The organism is Streptomyces sp. NPDC025793 (genome assembly GCF_055558375.1).
Genome location: NZ_JBVHMR010000001.1, coordinates 305,849 through 321,992, shown reverse-complemented (window position 1 = coordinate 321,992; position 16,144 = coordinate 305,849). Strand labels below are relative to the sequence as shown.

Annotated in this window: 17 protein-coding genes; 10 read left to right on the top strand and 7 right to left on the bottom strand. The window is 72.8% G+C overall.

What is annotated here, in order from left to right; genetic code table 11:
• The first annotated feature begins 15 nt into the window (after positions 1 to 15).
• Positions 16 to 1,011 carry a helix-turn-helix transcriptional regulator gene (locus ACZ4MF_RS01575; protein ID WP_467488765.1) on the top strand — a complete coding sequence of 332 codons (996 nt, stop codon included), beginning with the start codon at positions 16 to 18 and terminating at the stop codon, positions 1,009 to 1,011.
• 69 nt (positions 1,012 to 1,080) lie between these two features.
• A complete protein-coding gene (locus ACZ4MF_RS01570) occupies positions 1,081 to 1,599 on the top strand; it encodes a DUF4240 domain-containing protein (RefSeq protein WP_467489462.1) in 519 nt (172 codons plus the stop codon).
• 27 nt (positions 1,600 to 1,626) lie between these two features.
• Here ACZ4MF_RS01570 and ACZ4MF_RS01565 read toward each other — a convergent pair whose 3' ends face one another.
• Positions 1,627 to 1,851 (bottom strand): hypothetical protein, encoded by a 225-nt coding sequence (locus tag ACZ4MF_RS01565; protein ID WP_467488763.1) that lies wholly within the window; start codon positions 1,849 to 1,851, stop codon positions 1,627 to 1,629.
• A gap of 85 nt (positions 1,852 to 1,936) precedes the next feature.
• A complete protein-coding gene (locus ACZ4MF_RS01560; protein WP_467488761.1) occupies positions 1,937 to 2,929 on the bottom strand; it encodes a peptidoglycan recognition protein family protein in 993 nt (330 codons plus the stop codon).
• 323 nt (positions 2,930 to 3,252) lie between these two features.
• Here ACZ4MF_RS01560 and ACZ4MF_RS01555 point away from each other — a divergent pair, with 323 nt between their 5' ends.
• Positions 3,253 to 4,437, top strand: coding sequence for a MarP family serine protease (locus ACZ4MF_RS01555; RefSeq protein WP_467488759.1), 1,185 nt, complete (start codon positions 3,253 to 3,255; stop codon positions 4,435 to 4,437).
• 10 nt (positions 4,438 to 4,447) lie between these two features.
• Here ACZ4MF_RS01555 and ACZ4MF_RS01550 read toward each other — a convergent pair whose 3' ends face one another.
• The gene (locus ACZ4MF_RS01550) at positions 4,448 to 4,939 is read right to left on the bottom strand and encodes a GNAT family N-acetyltransferase (protein ID WP_467488757.1); all 492 of its coding nucleotides are present in this window, start codon (positions 4,937 to 4,939) and stop codon (positions 4,448 to 4,450) included.
• Positions 4,940 to 5,006: 67 nt separating this feature from the next.
• Between ACZ4MF_RS01550 and ACZ4MF_RS01545 the strand changes: the two genes are divergently transcribed.
• Both ACZ4MF_RS01545 and ACZ4MF_RS01540 read left to right on the top strand, forming a co-directional pair.
• On the top strand, positions 5,007 to 5,912 hold the full coding sequence (locus ACZ4MF_RS01545; protein WP_467488755.1) for a TIGR01777 family oxidoreductase: 906 nt from the start codon (positions 5,007 to 5,009) through the stop codon (positions 5,910 to 5,912).
• A gap of 181 nt (positions 5,913 to 6,093) precedes the next feature.
• Entirely contained in the window at positions 6,094 to 7,458 is a 1,365-nt protein-coding gene (locus tag ACZ4MF_RS01540) for an NAD(P)/FAD-dependent oxidoreductase (protein WP_467488753.1), read from the top strand.
• 11 nt (positions 7,459 to 7,469) lie between these two features.
• On the opposite strand, the gene ACZ4MF_RS01535 is transcribed toward ACZ4MF_RS01540, so the two are convergent.
• Positions 7,470 to 8,927 (bottom strand): regulator, encoded by a 1,458-nt coding sequence (locus ACZ4MF_RS01535; RefSeq protein ID WP_356020797.1) that lies wholly within the window; start codon positions 8,925 to 8,927, stop codon positions 7,470 to 7,472.
• A gap of 229 nt (positions 8,928 to 9,156) precedes the next feature.
• On the opposite strand from ACZ4MF_RS01535, the gene lipB reads away from it, so the two are divergent.
• The 4 genes from lipB to ACZ4MF_RS01515 all read left to right on the top strand — a co-directional run bounded on the left by lipB (position 9,157) and on the right by ACZ4MF_RS01515 (position 12,232).
• Complete coding sequence (gene lipB / locus ACZ4MF_RS01530) at positions 9,157 to 9,984, top strand: lipoyl(octanoyl) transferase LipB (RefSeq protein ID WP_467488751.1); 828 nt, start codon at positions 9,157 to 9,159, stop codon at positions 9,982 to 9,984.
• 114 nt (positions 9,985 to 10,098) lie between these two features.
• Positions 10,099 to 11,064: a lipoyl synthase gene (gene lipA, locus ACZ4MF_RS01525; protein WP_467488749.1), complete on the top strand. Its 966-nt coding sequence runs from the start codon at positions 10,099 to 10,101 to the stop codon at positions 11,062 to 11,064.
• 220 nt (positions 11,065 to 11,284) lie between these two features.
• Complete coding sequence (locus ACZ4MF_RS01520; RefSeq protein WP_356020791.1) at positions 11,285 to 11,482, top strand: SCO2195 family GlnR-regulated protein; 198 nt, start codon at positions 11,285 to 11,287, stop codon at positions 11,480 to 11,482.
• 60 nt (positions 11,483 to 11,542) lie between these two features.
• Entirely contained in the window at positions 11,543 to 12,232 is a 690-nt protein-coding gene (locus ACZ4MF_RS01515) for a DUF4191 domain-containing protein (RefSeq protein ID WP_467488746.1), read from the top strand.
• A 13-nt stretch (positions 12,233 to 12,245) separates the two neighbouring features.
• On the opposite strand, the gene ACZ4MF_RS01510 is transcribed toward ACZ4MF_RS01515, so the two are convergent.
• Together ACZ4MF_RS01510 and ACZ4MF_RS01505 are read right to left on the bottom strand one after the other, a co-directional pair.
• Positions 12,246 to 12,746, bottom strand: a complete 501-nt coding sequence (locus ACZ4MF_RS01510; protein WP_467488744.1) for a flavin reductase family protein — start codon at positions 12,744 to 12,746, stop codon at positions 12,246 to 12,248.
• A 162-nt stretch (positions 12,747 to 12,908) separates the two neighbouring features.
• Positions 12,909 to 13,376 carry an RDD family protein gene (locus ACZ4MF_RS01505; protein ID WP_467488742.1) on the bottom strand — a complete coding sequence of 156 codons (468 nt, stop codon included), beginning with the start codon at positions 13,374 to 13,376 and terminating at the stop codon, positions 12,909 to 12,911.
• Positions 13,377 to 13,586: 210 nt separating this feature from the next.
• Here ACZ4MF_RS01505 and glnA point away from each other — a divergent pair, with 210 nt between their 5' ends.
• Positions 13,587 to 14,996, top strand: coding sequence for a type I glutamate--ammonia ligase (gene glnA, locus ACZ4MF_RS01500; RefSeq protein ID WP_071382506.1), 1,410 nt, complete (start codon positions 13,587 to 13,589; stop codon positions 14,994 to 14,996).
• Between the two features lie 54 nt (positions 14,997 to 15,050).
• Here glnA and ACZ4MF_RS01495 read toward each other — a convergent pair whose 3' ends face one another.
• A complete protein-coding gene (locus ACZ4MF_RS01495) occupies positions 15,051 to 16,046 on the bottom strand; it encodes a GlxA family transcriptional regulator (protein ID WP_467488740.1) in 996 nt (331 codons plus the stop codon).
• Positions 16,047 to 16,144: the final 98 nt, after the last annotated feature.

Genomic DNA, 16,144 nt, shown 5'->3' with positions numbered 1-16,144 from the left:
TTGCATGATGGCCGTATGCGCGCCGCCCGGCTCATCAAAATGGTGCTCCTCCTCCAGTCCCGGCCCGTCATGACCGCCGCCGAGCTGGCGCAGGAGCTGGAGGTGTCGGAGCGGACGGTCACGCGGGACGCGCAGGCGCTGTCGGAGGCGGGGGTGCCGGTGTACGCCGACCGGGGGCGGGCCGGCGGCTACCGGCTGGTCGGCGGGTACCGCACGCGGCTGACGGGGCTGGCCAGGAGCGAGGCCGAGGCGCTGTTCCTGAGCGGGGTGCCGGGGGCGCTGCGGGAGATGGGCCTTGAGGACGCCGCCTCCGCCGCCCGGCTGAAGGTGTCGGCCGCCCTGCTGCCCTCGCTGCGGGACGCCCCGGACAGCGCGGCCCGGCGCTTCCACCTGGACGCGCCGGCCTGGTTCCGCGAGCCGGAGACGCCCGCGCCGCTGCCGGTGCTGGCCGAGGCGGTGTGGGCCGACCGACGGGTCCGCGCGCTCTACCGGCGCGGGGAGACCACGGTCGAGCGTGAGCTGGAGCCGTACGGGCTCGTACTGAAGGCGGGGGTCTGGTACCTGTGCGCACGCGTCGCCGACGCCGATGCCGGAGCGGGTGCCTTCCGGACGTACCGGCTCGACCGGTTCGGCGCCGTGGAGGCCCTGGCCGAGTGCTTCGACCGGGACCCCGGCTTCGATCTGCCCGCGTACTGGGCCGGGCAGGCCGAGCGGTTCGCGCGCTCGATCCTGCGCGCCGAGGTCGTCGTACGGCTGTCCCCGGAGGGGGTGCGGCGGCTGCGGCACGCCGTCGATCCGCCGGCCGCGCGTGCGGCGCTCGGCGCCGGGGGTGAGCCGGACGGCGAGGGCTGGGTGACGGTGACGGTCCCGGTGGAGTCCGAGGAGGTGGCCTACGCGCAGCTGACGGCGCTCGGCGCGGAGGCGGAGGTACTGGCGCCGGCGACCCTGCGGGAGCGGTTCGCGGCGGACGCGGCCCGGCTCGCCGCGCGGTACGGCCGCGGGGGCGCCTGATAACGATCCGCCGTACTCCCGCGCACTCCGCGTGCGTCGCACGGGCCGAGGCCCGATGCTGGTGGCGTGATGGACGAGACGGAGTTCTGGGAGCTGATCGACACCAGCCGCGAGGCCGCCGAGGGGGACGCCGAGGAACAGGCCGACCTGCTCGTGGACCGGCTGCTCCAGCTGGAGCCGGACCTGGTGCTGGACTTCGCCCGTCACTTCGAGGCCCGCTACAACCGCGCCTACCGCTGGGATCTGTGGGGCGCCGCGTGGGTGCTGCTGGACGGGGCCAGCGACGACGCGTTCGACTTCTTCCGGTGCTGGCTGATCGGCCAGGGCCGGGAGGTCTTCGAGGGCGCTCTGCACGACCCGGACGCGCTGGCCGACCTGCTGGGCGAGTTCGACGAGGAGATCGACGGCGACGGCGAGGAGCTGGGCTACGCCGCGGACGAGGCGTACGAGCAGCTGACCGGCACGGTCGCTCCCGAGCTGGGCATCGCCCCGGCGCCCGCCGAGCCCGAGGGCGCCTCGATCGACTTCGAGAACGAAGCCGTCCTGGCGGAGCGTTACCCCAGACTCTGGGATCGTTTCAGGGGCTGATTCCCCGGCGATTCCCGAACTCCCCTGTCACACAAGGGGCTTGGGGATCTCGCGGGCCGGGGTGTGCAGGGGCGGCGCGGCGTTGGCCCGGTCGAGCGCGGAGGCCGTGCCGGCCGCCGGCCCGACCACGACCGCGGCGAGGACGCAGACCACGGTCCAGGGGCCGCGCACCGCCCGGCCCCACACGGATTCCGGCGCGGACCACCGGGAGTTCTCGGCGTGCTGTTCCTGCTGTCGCGTACGACCGCTCATCGTCAACCCACGTCCGGTCGGCCTGTCTCGGCCTGCTGTCACGGCCGACCGTAGGACGCGGGGCTCGGAGATGCCTGCGCGGCGCCTATGGCGTCGCTGTGGACGGCGTACGGGACGCGGCGGGCGTACGGGCCGCGGTGGGCGCGTGCGCCGGGGCGGGGGTGTGCGCCGGGGCGGGCCGGTGCGCCGGGGCGGGTACGTGCACCGGGGTCGCGGTGCGGGGCGGGATCGGCGGGGCGACGGGGCGGCCCTGGAGGCGGGCGGCCTGTCGGCGGATCTCGGGGAGGCGGGCGCTGAGCGCGGCGCCGGGGCAGCTGGTCATGTAGCCGGCGTCGTGGCCGGCCAGGACGGGCAGGGTGGCGGTGGTGCCGGCCCGGTAGCGGCTGTGGCTGCTGCTGGAGAGCAGCTGGATGGTGGCGCGCGGGTCGATCCCGGCGAGGCCGAGCTTCCAGGCGGCCAGGGCGGCGATCGCGTCGGTCATGGCCCGGGGCACCGGGACGCCGGCGGTGAAGGTGCCGAGGGCGGCGATGCCGGCGGTGCGGTGGTTGAAGCCCAGGGTGTGGGCGCCGGTGACGGGCCGGTCGACGCCTCCGGCGCGGCCCTCGTAGATGGTGCCGCAGCGGTCGACGACGAAGTTGTAGCCGAGGTCGTCCCAGTTGCGGTCGCTGCGCTGGCCGGCGTACAGGTGCCGGATGATGGCGGGCGCGTCCGCGCAGTCGTAGTTGCTCGGTGAGTCGGTGTGGTGCAGGAAGACGGCGACCACCTTGTCGTCGTAGCGCGGGGGCGGCTGCTGGGCGGCGCCGGGGCCCAGCCAGACCGACCGCGGCACGATGGCCGGCCGGGCGGCGCGGTAGGCGGTCGCGGCCGACCCCGCCCCGTGCCGCTCGACGCGCACGGTGGCGGGTCCGTCGACCCCGCGGACGAACAGCACGAGCGCCAGCAGGGCGCAGACGCCGGGCAGACACCCGATCAGCACCAGCACCGGTCCGGAGACCCGCGTGCCCGGCCCCCACCGCCGTACCCCGTCCGGCTCAGCGGGCCGGGTCGGCCGGCCCGGCGGCTCCGGCGGCCCGTACACCCCCTGCGCCCGCGGTGTTCCCGGTCCTATCGGCGATCTTCTGAACGATCTCGCCAGCGGCCTTCTCGGCGACCTTCTCGACGACCTTCGCAGCGACCGGCTCAGCGGTCTTCGGACAACGCGCATGGTCCCACTCTCACGGCGATGCGCCGTGCCCGCGATGTGCGCTGTGCCACCCGGTGGAACCATCGTCCTGGTCCGGGACGTTTCTGCGGGTACACACATACGTGGCCGGTTCGCCGCGCGGCGGCCGTTCAGGTGTGGGTGACTGATCACCGGGCCCGTCCCGTCCGTACGTAGGGGTCCGAGAGAAAGGCGGCTCCGTGGACCTGCTCGACCTGGTGCTTGTGCTGGTGATCATCGTCTACGCGGTGTCCGGATACCGGCGTGGTCTGGTGGCCGGCTGCGTCTCGCTGGCGGGGTTCGTCGGCGGCGCCGTCGTCGGCGTGTGGGTGCTGCCGTGGGTCGCGGGCCTGGTGGCACGCGGTACGGCGGAGGCGACGGTCCTCGCGGTGATGACGGTGCTGGTGCCGGCGGTGGTGGGGCACGAGCTGGCGGGCCGGCTGGCGCTGCGGCTGCGCGGGGAGCTGGACCGCGGCCCGCTGCGGGTGGCGGACGGGATAGGCGGTGCGGCGGCCAACTCGGTCGCGGTGCTGATCGTGGCCTGGGTGGCGGCGAGCGTGCTGGGCGCGGCCCCGTCGCAGGCGGTGACGACGGCGATACGGAACTCGACGCTGCTCGGCGCGGTGCAGGAGGCGATGCCGCGGACGACGCCCGCGTGGTTCTCGCGGGCGACGTCGGCGCTGACCGAGGCGGGCTTCCCGCAGGTCTTCAACCCGTTCGAGAACGAGTCGACGGCCCAGGTGGCCCGGCCCTCCGGCGACAGCGTGACCCCGGCCGCGACCAGCGCGGCGAGGCTGAGCACCGTGAAGATCGAGGGTGTCTCGGGCAACGAGGGCCGGGAGGGCAGCGGCTTCGTCTACGCCACGGAGCGGGTGATGACCAACGCGCACGTGGTGGCGGGCATCGACCACCCGAGCGTGCGGATCGGCGGGGTCGGGCGGTCGTACGACGCCCGGGTGGTGCTCTTCGACCCCGACCGGGACGTGGCCGTGCTGTACGTGCCGGGCCTGCGCGCGCCGGTGCTGCGCTTCGACACGAGCGCGGCGCGCGGGGACTCGGCGGTGGTCGCGGGCTATCCGCAGGACGGCAGCCTGAACCTCCAGGCGGCGACGGTGGCGAGCCGGGTGAACGCGACCGGGCAGAACATCTACAACGACCGCACGGTCACCCGGGACATCTACTCGATCCGCTCCACGGTCCGCCCGGGCAACTCCGGCGGCCCGCTGCTGACCACGGACGGCAGGGTGTTCGGCGTGGTCTTCGCCCGCTCCACCTCGGACGCCGAGACGGGGTACGCGCTGACGGCGGCCGAGGTGGCGGACGCCGCCCGGCGCGCGGCCACGGCGACGACCCCGGTGGGCACGGGCCACCTGGTCAGCTCCTAGAAGGTGCCCGTCACAGGGTGCGGCCCATGAGCACGTCGTCGACGTAGACGCCGTCGAGGAGGAACTCCTGGGGCTGCACGCCCTCGACGGCGAACCCCTCGGACGCGTACAGCGCGCGGGCGGGGGCGTTGTGCCCGAGCACGCGTAGGCTCAGCCGGCGCGCCCCGCGGCGGCGTGCCTCCGCGACGGCGGCCCGGACCAGCGCCCGCCCGAGGCCCTGCCCGCGCGCCTCGTCGGCGACGGCGAGGCCCTGGATCGACAGGACGTGCGCGTTGGAGGCGAGCGGCGTCGCGCGGGCCAGGCGGATGTAGCCGACGATCCGCCCGTCGGCCTCGGCGACCAGGTGGTCCCGCGGGAGGTGGCGCTCGTCGAAGAACGGCGGCTCGGGCGGAGGCGAGACGGCGTGCAGGGTGGACCAGGTGGCGCGGTCGAGGAGCGCGAGGCCCTCCTCGTCACCGGCCACGGCGATGCGTATGTTCGGCTGCTTGTACGGCTCCGGCATGACGATCACCCTACGGCGGGCGGCCGGAAGCGCCCCAGGGGGTTTTCCCGCGGGCATGCTGGGGTCCATGGAGGCACAGGAACGTATGCGGATCGCGGTGGCGGGTGCGTCCGGGCTCATCGGCAGTGCGCTGGCCCGGTCCCTGACGGCGGACGGGCACGAGGTCGTCCGGCTGGTGCGCCGGGCGGCGGCGGGGCCGGACGAGGTCTGCTGGGACCCCGAGGGACAGTATGTGGACGCCGCGGGGCTGACCGGCTGTACGGCCGTGGTCAATCTGGCGGGGGCCGGGATCGGCGACCGGCGCTGGACGCCGCAGTACAAGCGGCTGCTGCGGGACAGCCGGGTGCTGGGCACGGCCGCGCTGGCGGAGGCGGTGGCGGCGCTGCCCGAGCCGCCGCGGGTCTTCGTCGGCGGCAGCGCGATCGGCATCTACGGCGACACCGGCGACCGGGTGGTGGACGAGGAGGCGCCGCCGGGTGACGGGTTCCTGCCCGGGCTGTGCGTGGAGTGGGAGGAGGCGGCGGCGCCCGCGCAGGAGGCGGGGGTGCGGACGGTGTTCGCACGGACGGGACTGGTGGTGGCGCGCGGCGGCGGGGCCTGGGGGCGGCTGTTCCCGCTGTTCCGGGCGGGGCTCGGCGGGCGGCTGGGCGACGGGCGGCAGTACTGGTCGTACATCGCGCTGCACGACGAGGTCGCGGCGATCCGGCATCTCATCGACCACGAGGGCCTGTCCGGGCCGTTCAACCTGACCGCGCCCGAGCCGCTGACGAACCGTGAGATCACGGCCGCGATGTCCCGTGTCCTGCGCCGTCCGGCCCCGTTCGCGGTTCCGGCGCCGGTGCTGCGGGCGGTGCTGGGTGAGCTGGCCGGGGATGTGCTGGGCAGTCAACGGGTGGTGCCGAAGCGGCTGTTGGCGTCGGGGTTCCGGTTCGCGTTCCCCGGTGCCGAGGAGGCGATCCGCGCGGCGGACTGAACCGGCCATGGGAGACAGGCGAACGCATGTGACCGTATGCGACCTCCATGCGACCGTGCCCTGTTCATGCGCGACTGTTTACGACCGATCACGGCCCTAACCTCGACCCGAACTCGGGTATCCCCGGAGCCTGTTGGGGGCATGACGTCTCCACCGGCCGCGCAACCACAGGAGGGGCCTCGTGCTTGAGCCCGCGTACCAGGTGGACGTCGTCATCGTGGGAGCCGGAATCGCCGGTCTCTCGGCGGCTCATCGGCTCACCAGCGCAGGAGTAACCACCGCAGTCCTGGAGGCCGCCCCTTACGTGGGCGGCCGCATGTCGACCGAGAAGGTCGACGGCTTCCGGCTCGACCGCATCGGACAGCTGCTGTCCACGTCCTATCCCGAACTCCGCACGACCCCGGGCCTGGACTCCCTGGTCCTGCGCACCTTCGCGCCCGGCGTCCTGCTGCACCGCGACGGCCGCACCCAGCGGGCGGGCGCACCAGCGGCCGGAGGGAGCGCACGGGGCGCACTCCATGCCGTACGCGCCCTGGCGAGCGCCCCCAGGGGTGCGGCGGCCGCCCCCGGCCGGACCGGCGCGCCGGTGGGCGGCGCGGTGGACCAGGCCCGGCTGGGCGTCGCCCTCGGCCGGATCGCCACCACCCCCGTCGAGCGCATCCTGGCCCGCCCCGAGATGCCCGCCGCCCAGGCCCTCGCCCGGCGCGGGGTCCCGGCGCGCACCGTCGAGGGCTTCCTGCGCCCCCTGCTGGCCACGCTCCTGTGCGACCCCGGGCTGACCACGTCCAGCCGGTGCGCCGACCTCGCGCTGCGCGCCTTCGCGAGCGGGCGGCTGTGTGTGCCGGAGGGGGGCGCGGACGTGCTGCCGGAACTGCTGGCACGCACGCTGCCGCCCGGCACCGTGCACACCGGGGTGCGGGTGACCTCGGTGTGCACCACGTCGGTGACCACGGCCGAGCACGGGGAGATCCGCTGCCGGGCGGTGCTGCTGGCGACGGACGCGCGGGCGGCGGCGGAGCTGCTGCCGGGCCTGCGGGTGCCGGACTTCCATCCGGTCACCGTCGTCCACCACACCACCGACGACGCGACGGCCGCCTTCGCCACCGGCACCTCGCTCCTGCTGGACGCCGACCGGGGCGGGCCGGTGGCGCACACGGCGGTGCTCAGCAACGTGGACCCGAGCCGGGCACCGGTCGGCCGCGCCCTGATCTCCTCGACGGTCCTCGGCCGCCCGCCGGAGGGCGTGGACACCGCCGTGCGCATCCACCTCTCCCGGCTCTACGGCACCTCGACGCGCCGCTGGGAGACGCTGGCCGTGCACCACACGCCGGAGGCGGTCCCGGCGATGCGCCCGCCCCACGACCTGCGCCGCCCGGTGCGCCTCCTAGCGGGCCTGTACGTCTGCGGCGACCACCGCGACACCAGCACGGTCCAGGGCGCGCTGCACTCGGCCCACCGGGCGGCGGGGGCGATCCTGGCGGACCTGGGGGCGGCGGGTTCGATGCACAGCGCGGACCCGGCGCCGACGTTGCCGAAGGCGGCGTAGCCGGGAAGCCCTCAGCCCAGTGCGGCCACCTTCTCCCGGTACCCCCTCGCGGGCGCCGCGTCCCGGTACGGCTCCAGCCGCCGCTCGAAGTCCCGCACGTACTCGATCGCGCGAGCGGACCTCATCTCGGCGGCCGCGCCGGCGGCCTCCGCGGCCAGCGTGCACGCCTGGTCGAGCTCGCCGAGGCCCAGGCGGGCCGTGGCGAGCACGATGCGGCAGAACAGCCGGCTGCGGGCGAAGGAGGGCGCGCGCAGCTGGAGGGAGCGTTCGGCGTGCTGGGCGGCGGCCCGGAACTGCTGAAGGTCCCGGTGGCAGTGCCCGAACTCGTCCGCGAGCTGGGCCTCGTCGAAGAACTTGGCCCAGTACGGCACGTCGTCCCCGGGCCGGGCCGCCTCCAGGGCGCGCTCGGCCCGGACCAGCGCCGCGGTGCACGCCCGCACCTCGCCCAGCACGCCGTGCGCCCGCGCCTCGGAGGCGTGCAGCAGCGCCTGCACGACCGGCGGTGCGCCGGTGCCGACCCCCTGCTGGGCCACCCGGGCCAGCTGCACGGCCTCCCTGCCGTGCCCGAGGTAGACGGCCTGGCGGCTCATGGTGACCAGCACGTAGGAGCCGTACGCCCGGTCGCCGGCCGCCTGCGCGAGCCGCAGCGCCTGTACGAAGTAGCGCTGGGCGAGGCCGTGCGCCGCGATGTCGTACGACGTCCAGCCCGCGAGGCGGGTCAGGTCGGCGGCGGCGCCGAACAGCCGGCGGCCGGTCTGCTCGTCGTAGGTGCCGCGGAGCATCGGCTCGCACTCGTGCTCCAGGTAGCGCACGAGGGCCTGGCGGGCGTGGCCGCCGCCGAAGCGGTCGTCGAGGGTGCGGAACAGCTCGCCCACCGAGCGGAGCGCGGCGATGTCGCCGCCGCTGACCTTGTGCCCGGGGACGCGCTCGGCGTGCCCGCGGGAGCGGGGCGGGGCGAGCGGCTGGGGCTTGGCGAGGCCCGCCCGGGCCTGCGCGGGCACCCGGGGCGCGGGCTCCCGGGCCACCTTGTCGTCGGCCTTGCCGATCAGCCAGTCCCGGCTGGGCACGACGAGCCCGGCCGGGGTGAAGGCGATCTTGCGCAGTTCGGCGTGGCTGCCGGAGTCCTTGCGCCACAGCCCGCTGACGATGTCGACGGCCTCTTCCGGGGTGGCCGCGAACTCCAGCCCGGCGTACACCGGGGCGCACGCGTCCAGGCCGAGGTCCTGAGCCGTGAGCCGGCGTCCGAGCCGCCGCGTGAACACCTCGGCGATCAGGGCGGGGGTGGTGCCCCTGGGCTGCTGTCCGCGCAGCCAGCGGGTGACCGAGGTCTTGTCGTATCTGAGGTCCAGCCCGTGCTCCAGGCCGAGCTGATCGACGCGACGGGCCAGCCCCGCGTTGGAGAACCCCGCTTCTGCGATGAGCGCGGCGAGTTGGCGGTTGGGGGTGCGCTGCGCGGGTCGGTCCGTCATCTGCGGTGCGGTCTCCTGCCTTCCGGGCTGACGCAGTGCCCGGATTGCCGTTGAGCAGCCCTTATGGCCTCGTGAACGGCGTGAATGTAGCGGAGAGTGAGGGTGCGATCACACATTCCGCCACCCATTCATCCGATCGTGTGAGAAACACCCGTAGGGCTGACGTACTCCGGTCGGACGTACAGTGGCGTGGGCGCGTTACGCGCCTGTCACACCGATTGCCCGGTCGATGGCCCGGTCACCGAGGGAGGCGCTTGCCGTGAGTGAGTTGCGGTTCGTCCGCAAGGGGTTCGGCGCGGACGCCGTCGAATACCAGGAGGCCTGGGACGAACAGCGCCGGGTGCACGCGGCCCGGTTCGCCGACGAGGTCCCGGACACCGTCCTCCTCCTCGAACACCCTCCCGTGTACACGGCGGGCCGCCGCACCGCGCCCGAGGAGCGCCCGCTGGACGGCACCCCCGTGATCGACGTGGACCGCGGCGGCAAGATCACCTGGCACGGACCGGGCCAGCTGGTGGGCTACCCGATCCAGAAGCTGCCCCGCCCGGTGGACGTGGTCGCGCACCTGCGCCGCCTGGAGGACGCGATGATCGCGGTGTGCGCCGAGTTCGGCGTCGAGACCTCCCGGGTCGAGGGCCGCGCCGGCGTGTGGGTGCTCGGCGACCCGGTCGAGCAGCGCCCCGGGTTCGGCGGACTCACCCTCGACTTCGACCCGCGCGCAGCCGACCCCGAGTTCGACCCCCGGCTCAACGGCCCCGAGTACGCGCCCTCGAACGCGGGCCAGCGTCGCGAGGACCGCAAGATCTGCGCCATGGGCATCCGCGTCGCCAAGGGCGTCACGATGCACGGCTTCGCCCTGAACGTGAACCCGGACACCTCGAACTTCGACAAGATCATCCCGTGCGGCATCCGCGACGCGGGCGTGACCTCCCTCTCGTACGAACTCGGCCGCGAGGTGACCATCGACGAGGTGCTGCCGATCGCCGAGAGGCATCTGCGGGACGTCCTCGGAAACGCGGAACTGCGCCCCCGGGTGGTCGAGAAGGCGTCCGCCTGACCCGTTCCGCCGGGAATGCGCCCTGCGGCAGCGGGGTTGGCTCCAGCGGCAGGGCGCATTTTGCACGGGCGTACCCTGGTGTGCGCCGAGGAATCAAAGCTTAGGGAGCCGGTCGTGTCCGCAGTCGCACCCGACGGACGCAAGATGCTGCGCCTGGAGGTCCGTAACAGCCAGACCCCCATCGAGCGCAAGCCCGAGTGGATCAAGACCCGGGCGAAAATGGGTCCCGAGTACACGAAGATGCAGAACCTCGTGAAGAGCGAGGGCCTGCACACGGTCTGCCAGGAAGCCGGCTGCCCGAACATCTACGAGTGCTGGGAAGACCGCGAGGCGACCTTCCTCATCGGCGGCGACCAGTGCACCCGACGCTGCGACTTCTGCCAGATCGACACCGGCAAGCCGGAGGCGCTCGACCGCGACGAGCCGCGCCGCGTCGGCGAGTCCGTGGTCACGATGGACCTGAACTACGCCACCATCACCGGCGTCGCCCGCGACGACCTGGAGGACGGCGGCGCCTGGCTGTACGCCGAGACCGTGCGCCAGATCCACCGGCAGACGGCGGACCGCGAGGCCGGCCGCACGAAGGTCGAGCTGCTGGCCCCCGACTTCAACGCGGTCCCGGAGCAGCTGGCCGAGGTCTTCGACTCCCGCCCCGAGGTCTTCGCGCACAATGTCGAGACGGTGCCGCGGATCTTCAAGCGGATCCGCCCCGGCTTCCGCTACGAGCGCTCCCTGAAGGTCATCACCGAGGCCCGCGACTTCGGACTGGTCACCAAGTCGAACCTGATCCTCGGCATGGGCGAGACCCGCGAGGAGATCAGCGAGGCGCTGCGGCAGCTGCACGACGCGGGTTGCGAGCTGGTCACCATCACGCAGTATCTGCGCCCCTCCGTCCGACACCACCCGGTCGAGCGCTGGGTCAAGCCGCAGGAGTTCGTGGAGCTGAAGGAGGAGGCCGAGCAGATCGGCTTCTCCGGGGTGATGTCGGGTCCGCTGGTGCGCTCCTCGTACCGGGCCGGGCGGCTGTACCAGATGGCCGTCGAGAAGCGTGGGAGTTACATCGCCTCCCAGGCTGTGTGAATTCACGCACAAGTAATTACCGGCCAGTAATGGCCGAGTCGACGCGGTCCTGACCGTCCTCGCTGATGAGGGCGTTCATCAGGGCCGCGTCAGCTTTTGGGTGTACCGCATCAAGGTTTCATTGGCGTTTGACCGGTCGGTCACGCCCTGGTAACACCAAACAGTGACTCTGCTATCACGCCCCGTACACCACCCGCCGCTCCGAGGGGGGACCTCGAACATGCAGGCCGCGCCCGTACGCGCCACCGCCATCCCGTCCTTCACCGATGCTCTCCGCGCCGTCGAGCACCTGCTCATGAGCGGCGGTCAGCGCACCGCCCGCCGCAATGCCTGGACCTCCGTGCTGGAGGACCGCCGCCGCGCCAAGGACCGCGTGGAGGCACAGCGCGTCCTGGAGCAGGCCGCGGACCGCTCCTGACCGCTCCTTCCCCGGGCACTGCCGTCGTCGGCACTCCACGGGCCACGTAGACTTCGTGCCATGGCGAGGAAGGAAACCGCGGCGGACGCCGCGAACGCAGGGCGACTGAAGCAGATCGCTCTCACATACAAGATGACCCGTAAGGCCGACAAGAAGATCGGTCTTGTGCTCGGGGCCGTCGGAATCGGCGTTTTCGCCGTCTTCCTCGCGATCGGCTTCCTGCTCGGCCATCCCGTCTACCTGGGCATCTTCGGCCTGCTGATCGCTCTGCTGGCGGCCGCGATCGTGTTCGGCCGCCGGGCCGAGCGTGCCGCCTTCGGCCAGATGGAGGGCCAGCCGGGCGCCGCGGCCGCCGTGCTGGACAACATCGGCCGGGGCTGGACGACGACCCCGGCGGTGGCGATGAACCGCAGCCAGGACGTGGTGCACCGGGCGGTCGGCAAGGCCGGCATCGTGCTGGTCGCCGAGGGCAACCCGAACCGGGTGAAGACCCTGCTGGCCGCCGAGAAGAAGAAGATGAACCGCATCGTGGCCGACGTGCCCGTGCACGACGTCATCGTCGGCGACGGCGAGGGCCTGGTCGAGCTGAAGAAGCTGCGGACGACCATGCTGAAGTTCCCGCGCGTGCTGACCGGCCCCCAGGTGACGGCCACCAACGACCGGCTGCGCGCCATGGGCGACCTGATGAGCAACATGCCGGTGCCGAAGGGCCCCATGCCCAAGGGCATGCGCATGCCGAAGGGCCGCTGAGCCCCGACACGCGCTAGTCCAGCGAGCGGAACTCCCGCTCGCAGTACACCATCGGCGACCCCTCGCCCAGCCGCACCCCCGTTACCCGGCCGATCAGGATCGTGTGATCCCCGGCCGGGTAACGCGCGTATGCGGCGCAGTCCAGCTGTACGGGCGCCTGGTACACCGTCGGCAGCCCGGTGGGGCTCGGCTTGAGCACCGGGTCGGCGAACTTGTCCGCCCCCTTGGTGGCGAAGCGCAGCGCCAGGTGCTGGTGCTCCGGGGCCAGCACGCTCACCGCGAAGTGCTCGCAGCGCGCGAAGACCAGCGCCGAGTCGGCCGTGTCCGACAGGCACACCAGGACCAGCGGGGGCTCCAGGGAGACCGAGCAGAAGGAGCTGGCCGTGAAGCCGCGGGGGGTGCCGTCCTCGCAGTGGGCGGTCACCACCACCACGCCCGACGGAAAGCGGGCCATGGCGTCCCGGAAGTCCTCGGGGGTCACCTCGGCCGCCATCACATCCTGGCCATCGGTCATTGCGTGCACCACCTGTCCCGCGACGTCGGTCCGACGACCGTCCGTGTCCGGGCGGTCACGACCACGGTCACGACTATGCCGCCGGGCAGGGGGCGGGGCAACCGGATCATGGCCGGGTGCGCGTGGTGCGCCCGGCGACGCGCGTGGTGCGCCCGGCGACGCTCAGATCCGTACTTCGACCGTCTTCGCCAGCCGGTCGTGCAGGCCGCGGCCGTCGCGGTCCCAGACCAGGGCCGGGATCGCGAGGCACAGCAGGATCGTGCGGACCAGGGCGCGGACCGGGTTGACCGTGCCGGTCCCCAGGGCCACGACGCGGACGCCGAACAGGCGCTTGCCCGGGGTGAAGCCGACCGTGCCGACGGTCAGGACGCTCAGGACGAAGAAGACACCGAGGGCCCAGTTGCCGGTCGCCTGGCTGTAGCCGTTGGTGATCAGGCCGTATGCGATCAGGACGCTCATCGCCCAGTCCACGGCGAGGGCGCCCAGGCGCCGGCCGGGCCGGGCGATCGAGTTCGGCCCGTCCTGCGGGAGACCGAGCTGTTCACCCCGGTGGCCGAAGTCCGCGCCGGCGTCTTCCATGGCTTCGCGGGGCCCGGAGAGCCATGATCCGATTGCCTGCCTGTTGTCCACCCGTCAACGGTACTGCGCCCGGCCGCGAGCCCTGTGCCGAGGGGTGTGTCGGGGCTACGGTGGACAGGTGGCCGGTTAACTTCTGCGAAACAAATGGGTCACGCCCGAGAAATCACCCGTCCCTAGGGTCGAGACCAGCGTGTGCCACCGCACTGGCCGCACGAACGATCTACCACCCCGGCGAGGACGGTCGGGAGTAGGAGGAGCTGGATGTTCCAGAACGCCGACGAGGCCAAGAAGTTCATCGCGGACGAGGACGTCAAGTTCGTCGACGTCCGCTTCTGCGACCTGCCGGGCGTCATGCAGCACTTCACGGTGCCCGTCGAGGCGTTCGACCCCGACGAGGAGCTGGCCTTCGACGGATCGTCGATCCGTGGTTTCCAGGCCATCCACGAGTCCGACATGGCGCTGCGCGCCGACCTGTCCACGGCCCGGATCGACCCGTTCCGCCGGGACAAGACCCTCAACGTCAACTTCTTCATCCACGACCCGATCACGGGCGAGCAGTACTCCCGTGACCCGCGCAACGTGGCGAAGAAGGCCGAGGCCTACCTCGCGTCGACCGGCATCGCGGACACCGCGTACTTCGGCCCCGAGGCCGAGTTCTACGTCTTCGACAGCGTGCGCTTCGCCACCTCGGCGAACGAGTCCTTCTACCACATCGACTCCGAGGCGGGCGCCTGGAACACCGGCGCCGTCGAGAACAACCGCGGCTACAAGGTCCGCTACAAGGGCGGCTACTTCCCGGTCCCGCCGGTCGACCACTTCGCCGACCTGCGCGCCGAGATCTCCCTGGAGCTGGACCGGCAGGGTCTGAAGGTCGAGCGCCAGCACCACGAGGTGGGCACCGCCGGCCAGGCCGAGATCAACTACAAGTTCAACACGCTGCTCGCCGCCGCCGACGACCTCCAGCTCTTCAAGTACATCGTGAAGAACGTGGCCTGGCGCAACGGCAAGACCGCGACCTTCATGCCGAAGCCGATCTTCGGCGACAACGGCTCGGGCATGCACGTGCACCAGTCGCTGTGGAGCAACGGCGACCCGCTGTTCTACGACGAGGCCGGTTACGCGGGCCTGTCGGACACCGCCCGCTACTACATCGGCGGCATCCTCAAGCACGCCCCGTCGCTGCTGGCCTTCACCAACCCGACGGTGAACTCGTACCACCGCCTGGTGCCGGGCTTCGAGGCGCCGATCAACCTGGTGTACTCGCAGCGCAACCGCTCCGCGGCCATGCGCATCCCGATCACGGGCTCCAACCCGAAGGCCAAGCGCGTCGAGTTCCGCGCGCCCGACTCCTCCGGCAACCCGTACCTCGCCTTCTCGGCCCTGCTCCTCGCGGGCCTGGACGGCATCAAGAACAAGATCGAGCCGGCCGAGCCGATCGACAAGGACCTGTACGAGCTGGCTCCCGAGGAGCACGCGAACGTCGCCCAGGTCCCGACCTCCCTCCCGGCCGTCCTCGACTCGCTGGAGGCCGACCACGAGTTCCTCCTCCAGGGCGACGTCTTCACGCCGGACCTGATCGAGACGTGGATCGACCTCAAGCGCACCAACGAGATCGCGCCGCTCCAGCTGCGTCCGCACCCGCACGAGTTCGAGCTGTACTTCGACGTGTGACAGACGGATCCCCCGGGATCAGCAGGCCCCTCGGCTCGTGCCGGGGGGCCTCGCTCATGTCCGGCCCGTGTGCCGGAAGCGGTTGCGGTACTCCGTCGGGGTCGTGTCCAGGCGGCGGCGGAACGCTCGGACGAGGGTGTCGACCGTCTGGAAGCCGCAGGCCGAGGCCACCCGGTCGAGAGTGTCGTCGGTGGACTCCAGGCGGCCCCGGGCCACCTGGACACGGGCGGACTCGATGTAGGCGGCCGGGGTCGTGTCCAGCTCGGACTTGAACAGCCGGGTCAGCTGGCGCTCGCTGACGTGCGCGTGGGCGGCGAGGTCGGCGACCGTGAGCCGGCCGGTGGCGTGCCGGTCGACGTACCGGCGCAGGTCGTCCATGCGGCGCGTGGTCGAGACGGGCTCGATCGGCACGCTGAACTGGCTCTGGCCGCCCGGCCGCTTCAGGTACATCACCAGCTGCCGGGCCACGCGCAGCGCGACGGCCTCGCCGAAGTCCTCGGCGACCAGCGCGAGGGTCAGATCGAGGCAGGCGGTGATGCCCGCGCCGGTCCACACGGTGCCGTCGCGCAGGAAGATCGGGTCGGCGTCGACCCGTACGGCCGGGTGCTCGTCGGCCAGTTGCCGCGCGGTCGACCAGTGGGTCGTGGCCCGCCTGCCGTCGAGCAGTCCGGCGGCGGCGAGCAGATGCGCGCCCACGCAGACGGAGGCGACGCGCCGGGAGCGTCCGGCGAGCGTCCGCACCCAGCGGACCACGCCCTCGTCGGTCAGGGCCCGCACCCGGCGTTCCCCGTCGACCTCGACCGCGCCGGGCACCAGCAGGGTGTCGATGGTGCGCCGGGCGGCCTCCTCGCACGTGACGTCGGGCAGCACACGCACCCCGGCCGACGTGGTGACCGGGTCCAGGGTCTCGGCGGCGAGGACGACCCGGCAGCCGGCCGCCTCGTCCGTCTCGCGGCGCAGCAGCGCGAACACCTCCGGCGGGCCGGTGACGTCGAGCAGGTCGACGCCGTCGAAGAGCAGCACGACGATGAACCGCTCGACACCACCCATACGGTCCCCCGCTCCCCTTCGGTGCCGACCGACGGCCGACCGATGTCCGAATCTGCAAGTTACCTGACATTGCCGCCATCCGGGAGCCGCTCATAGCG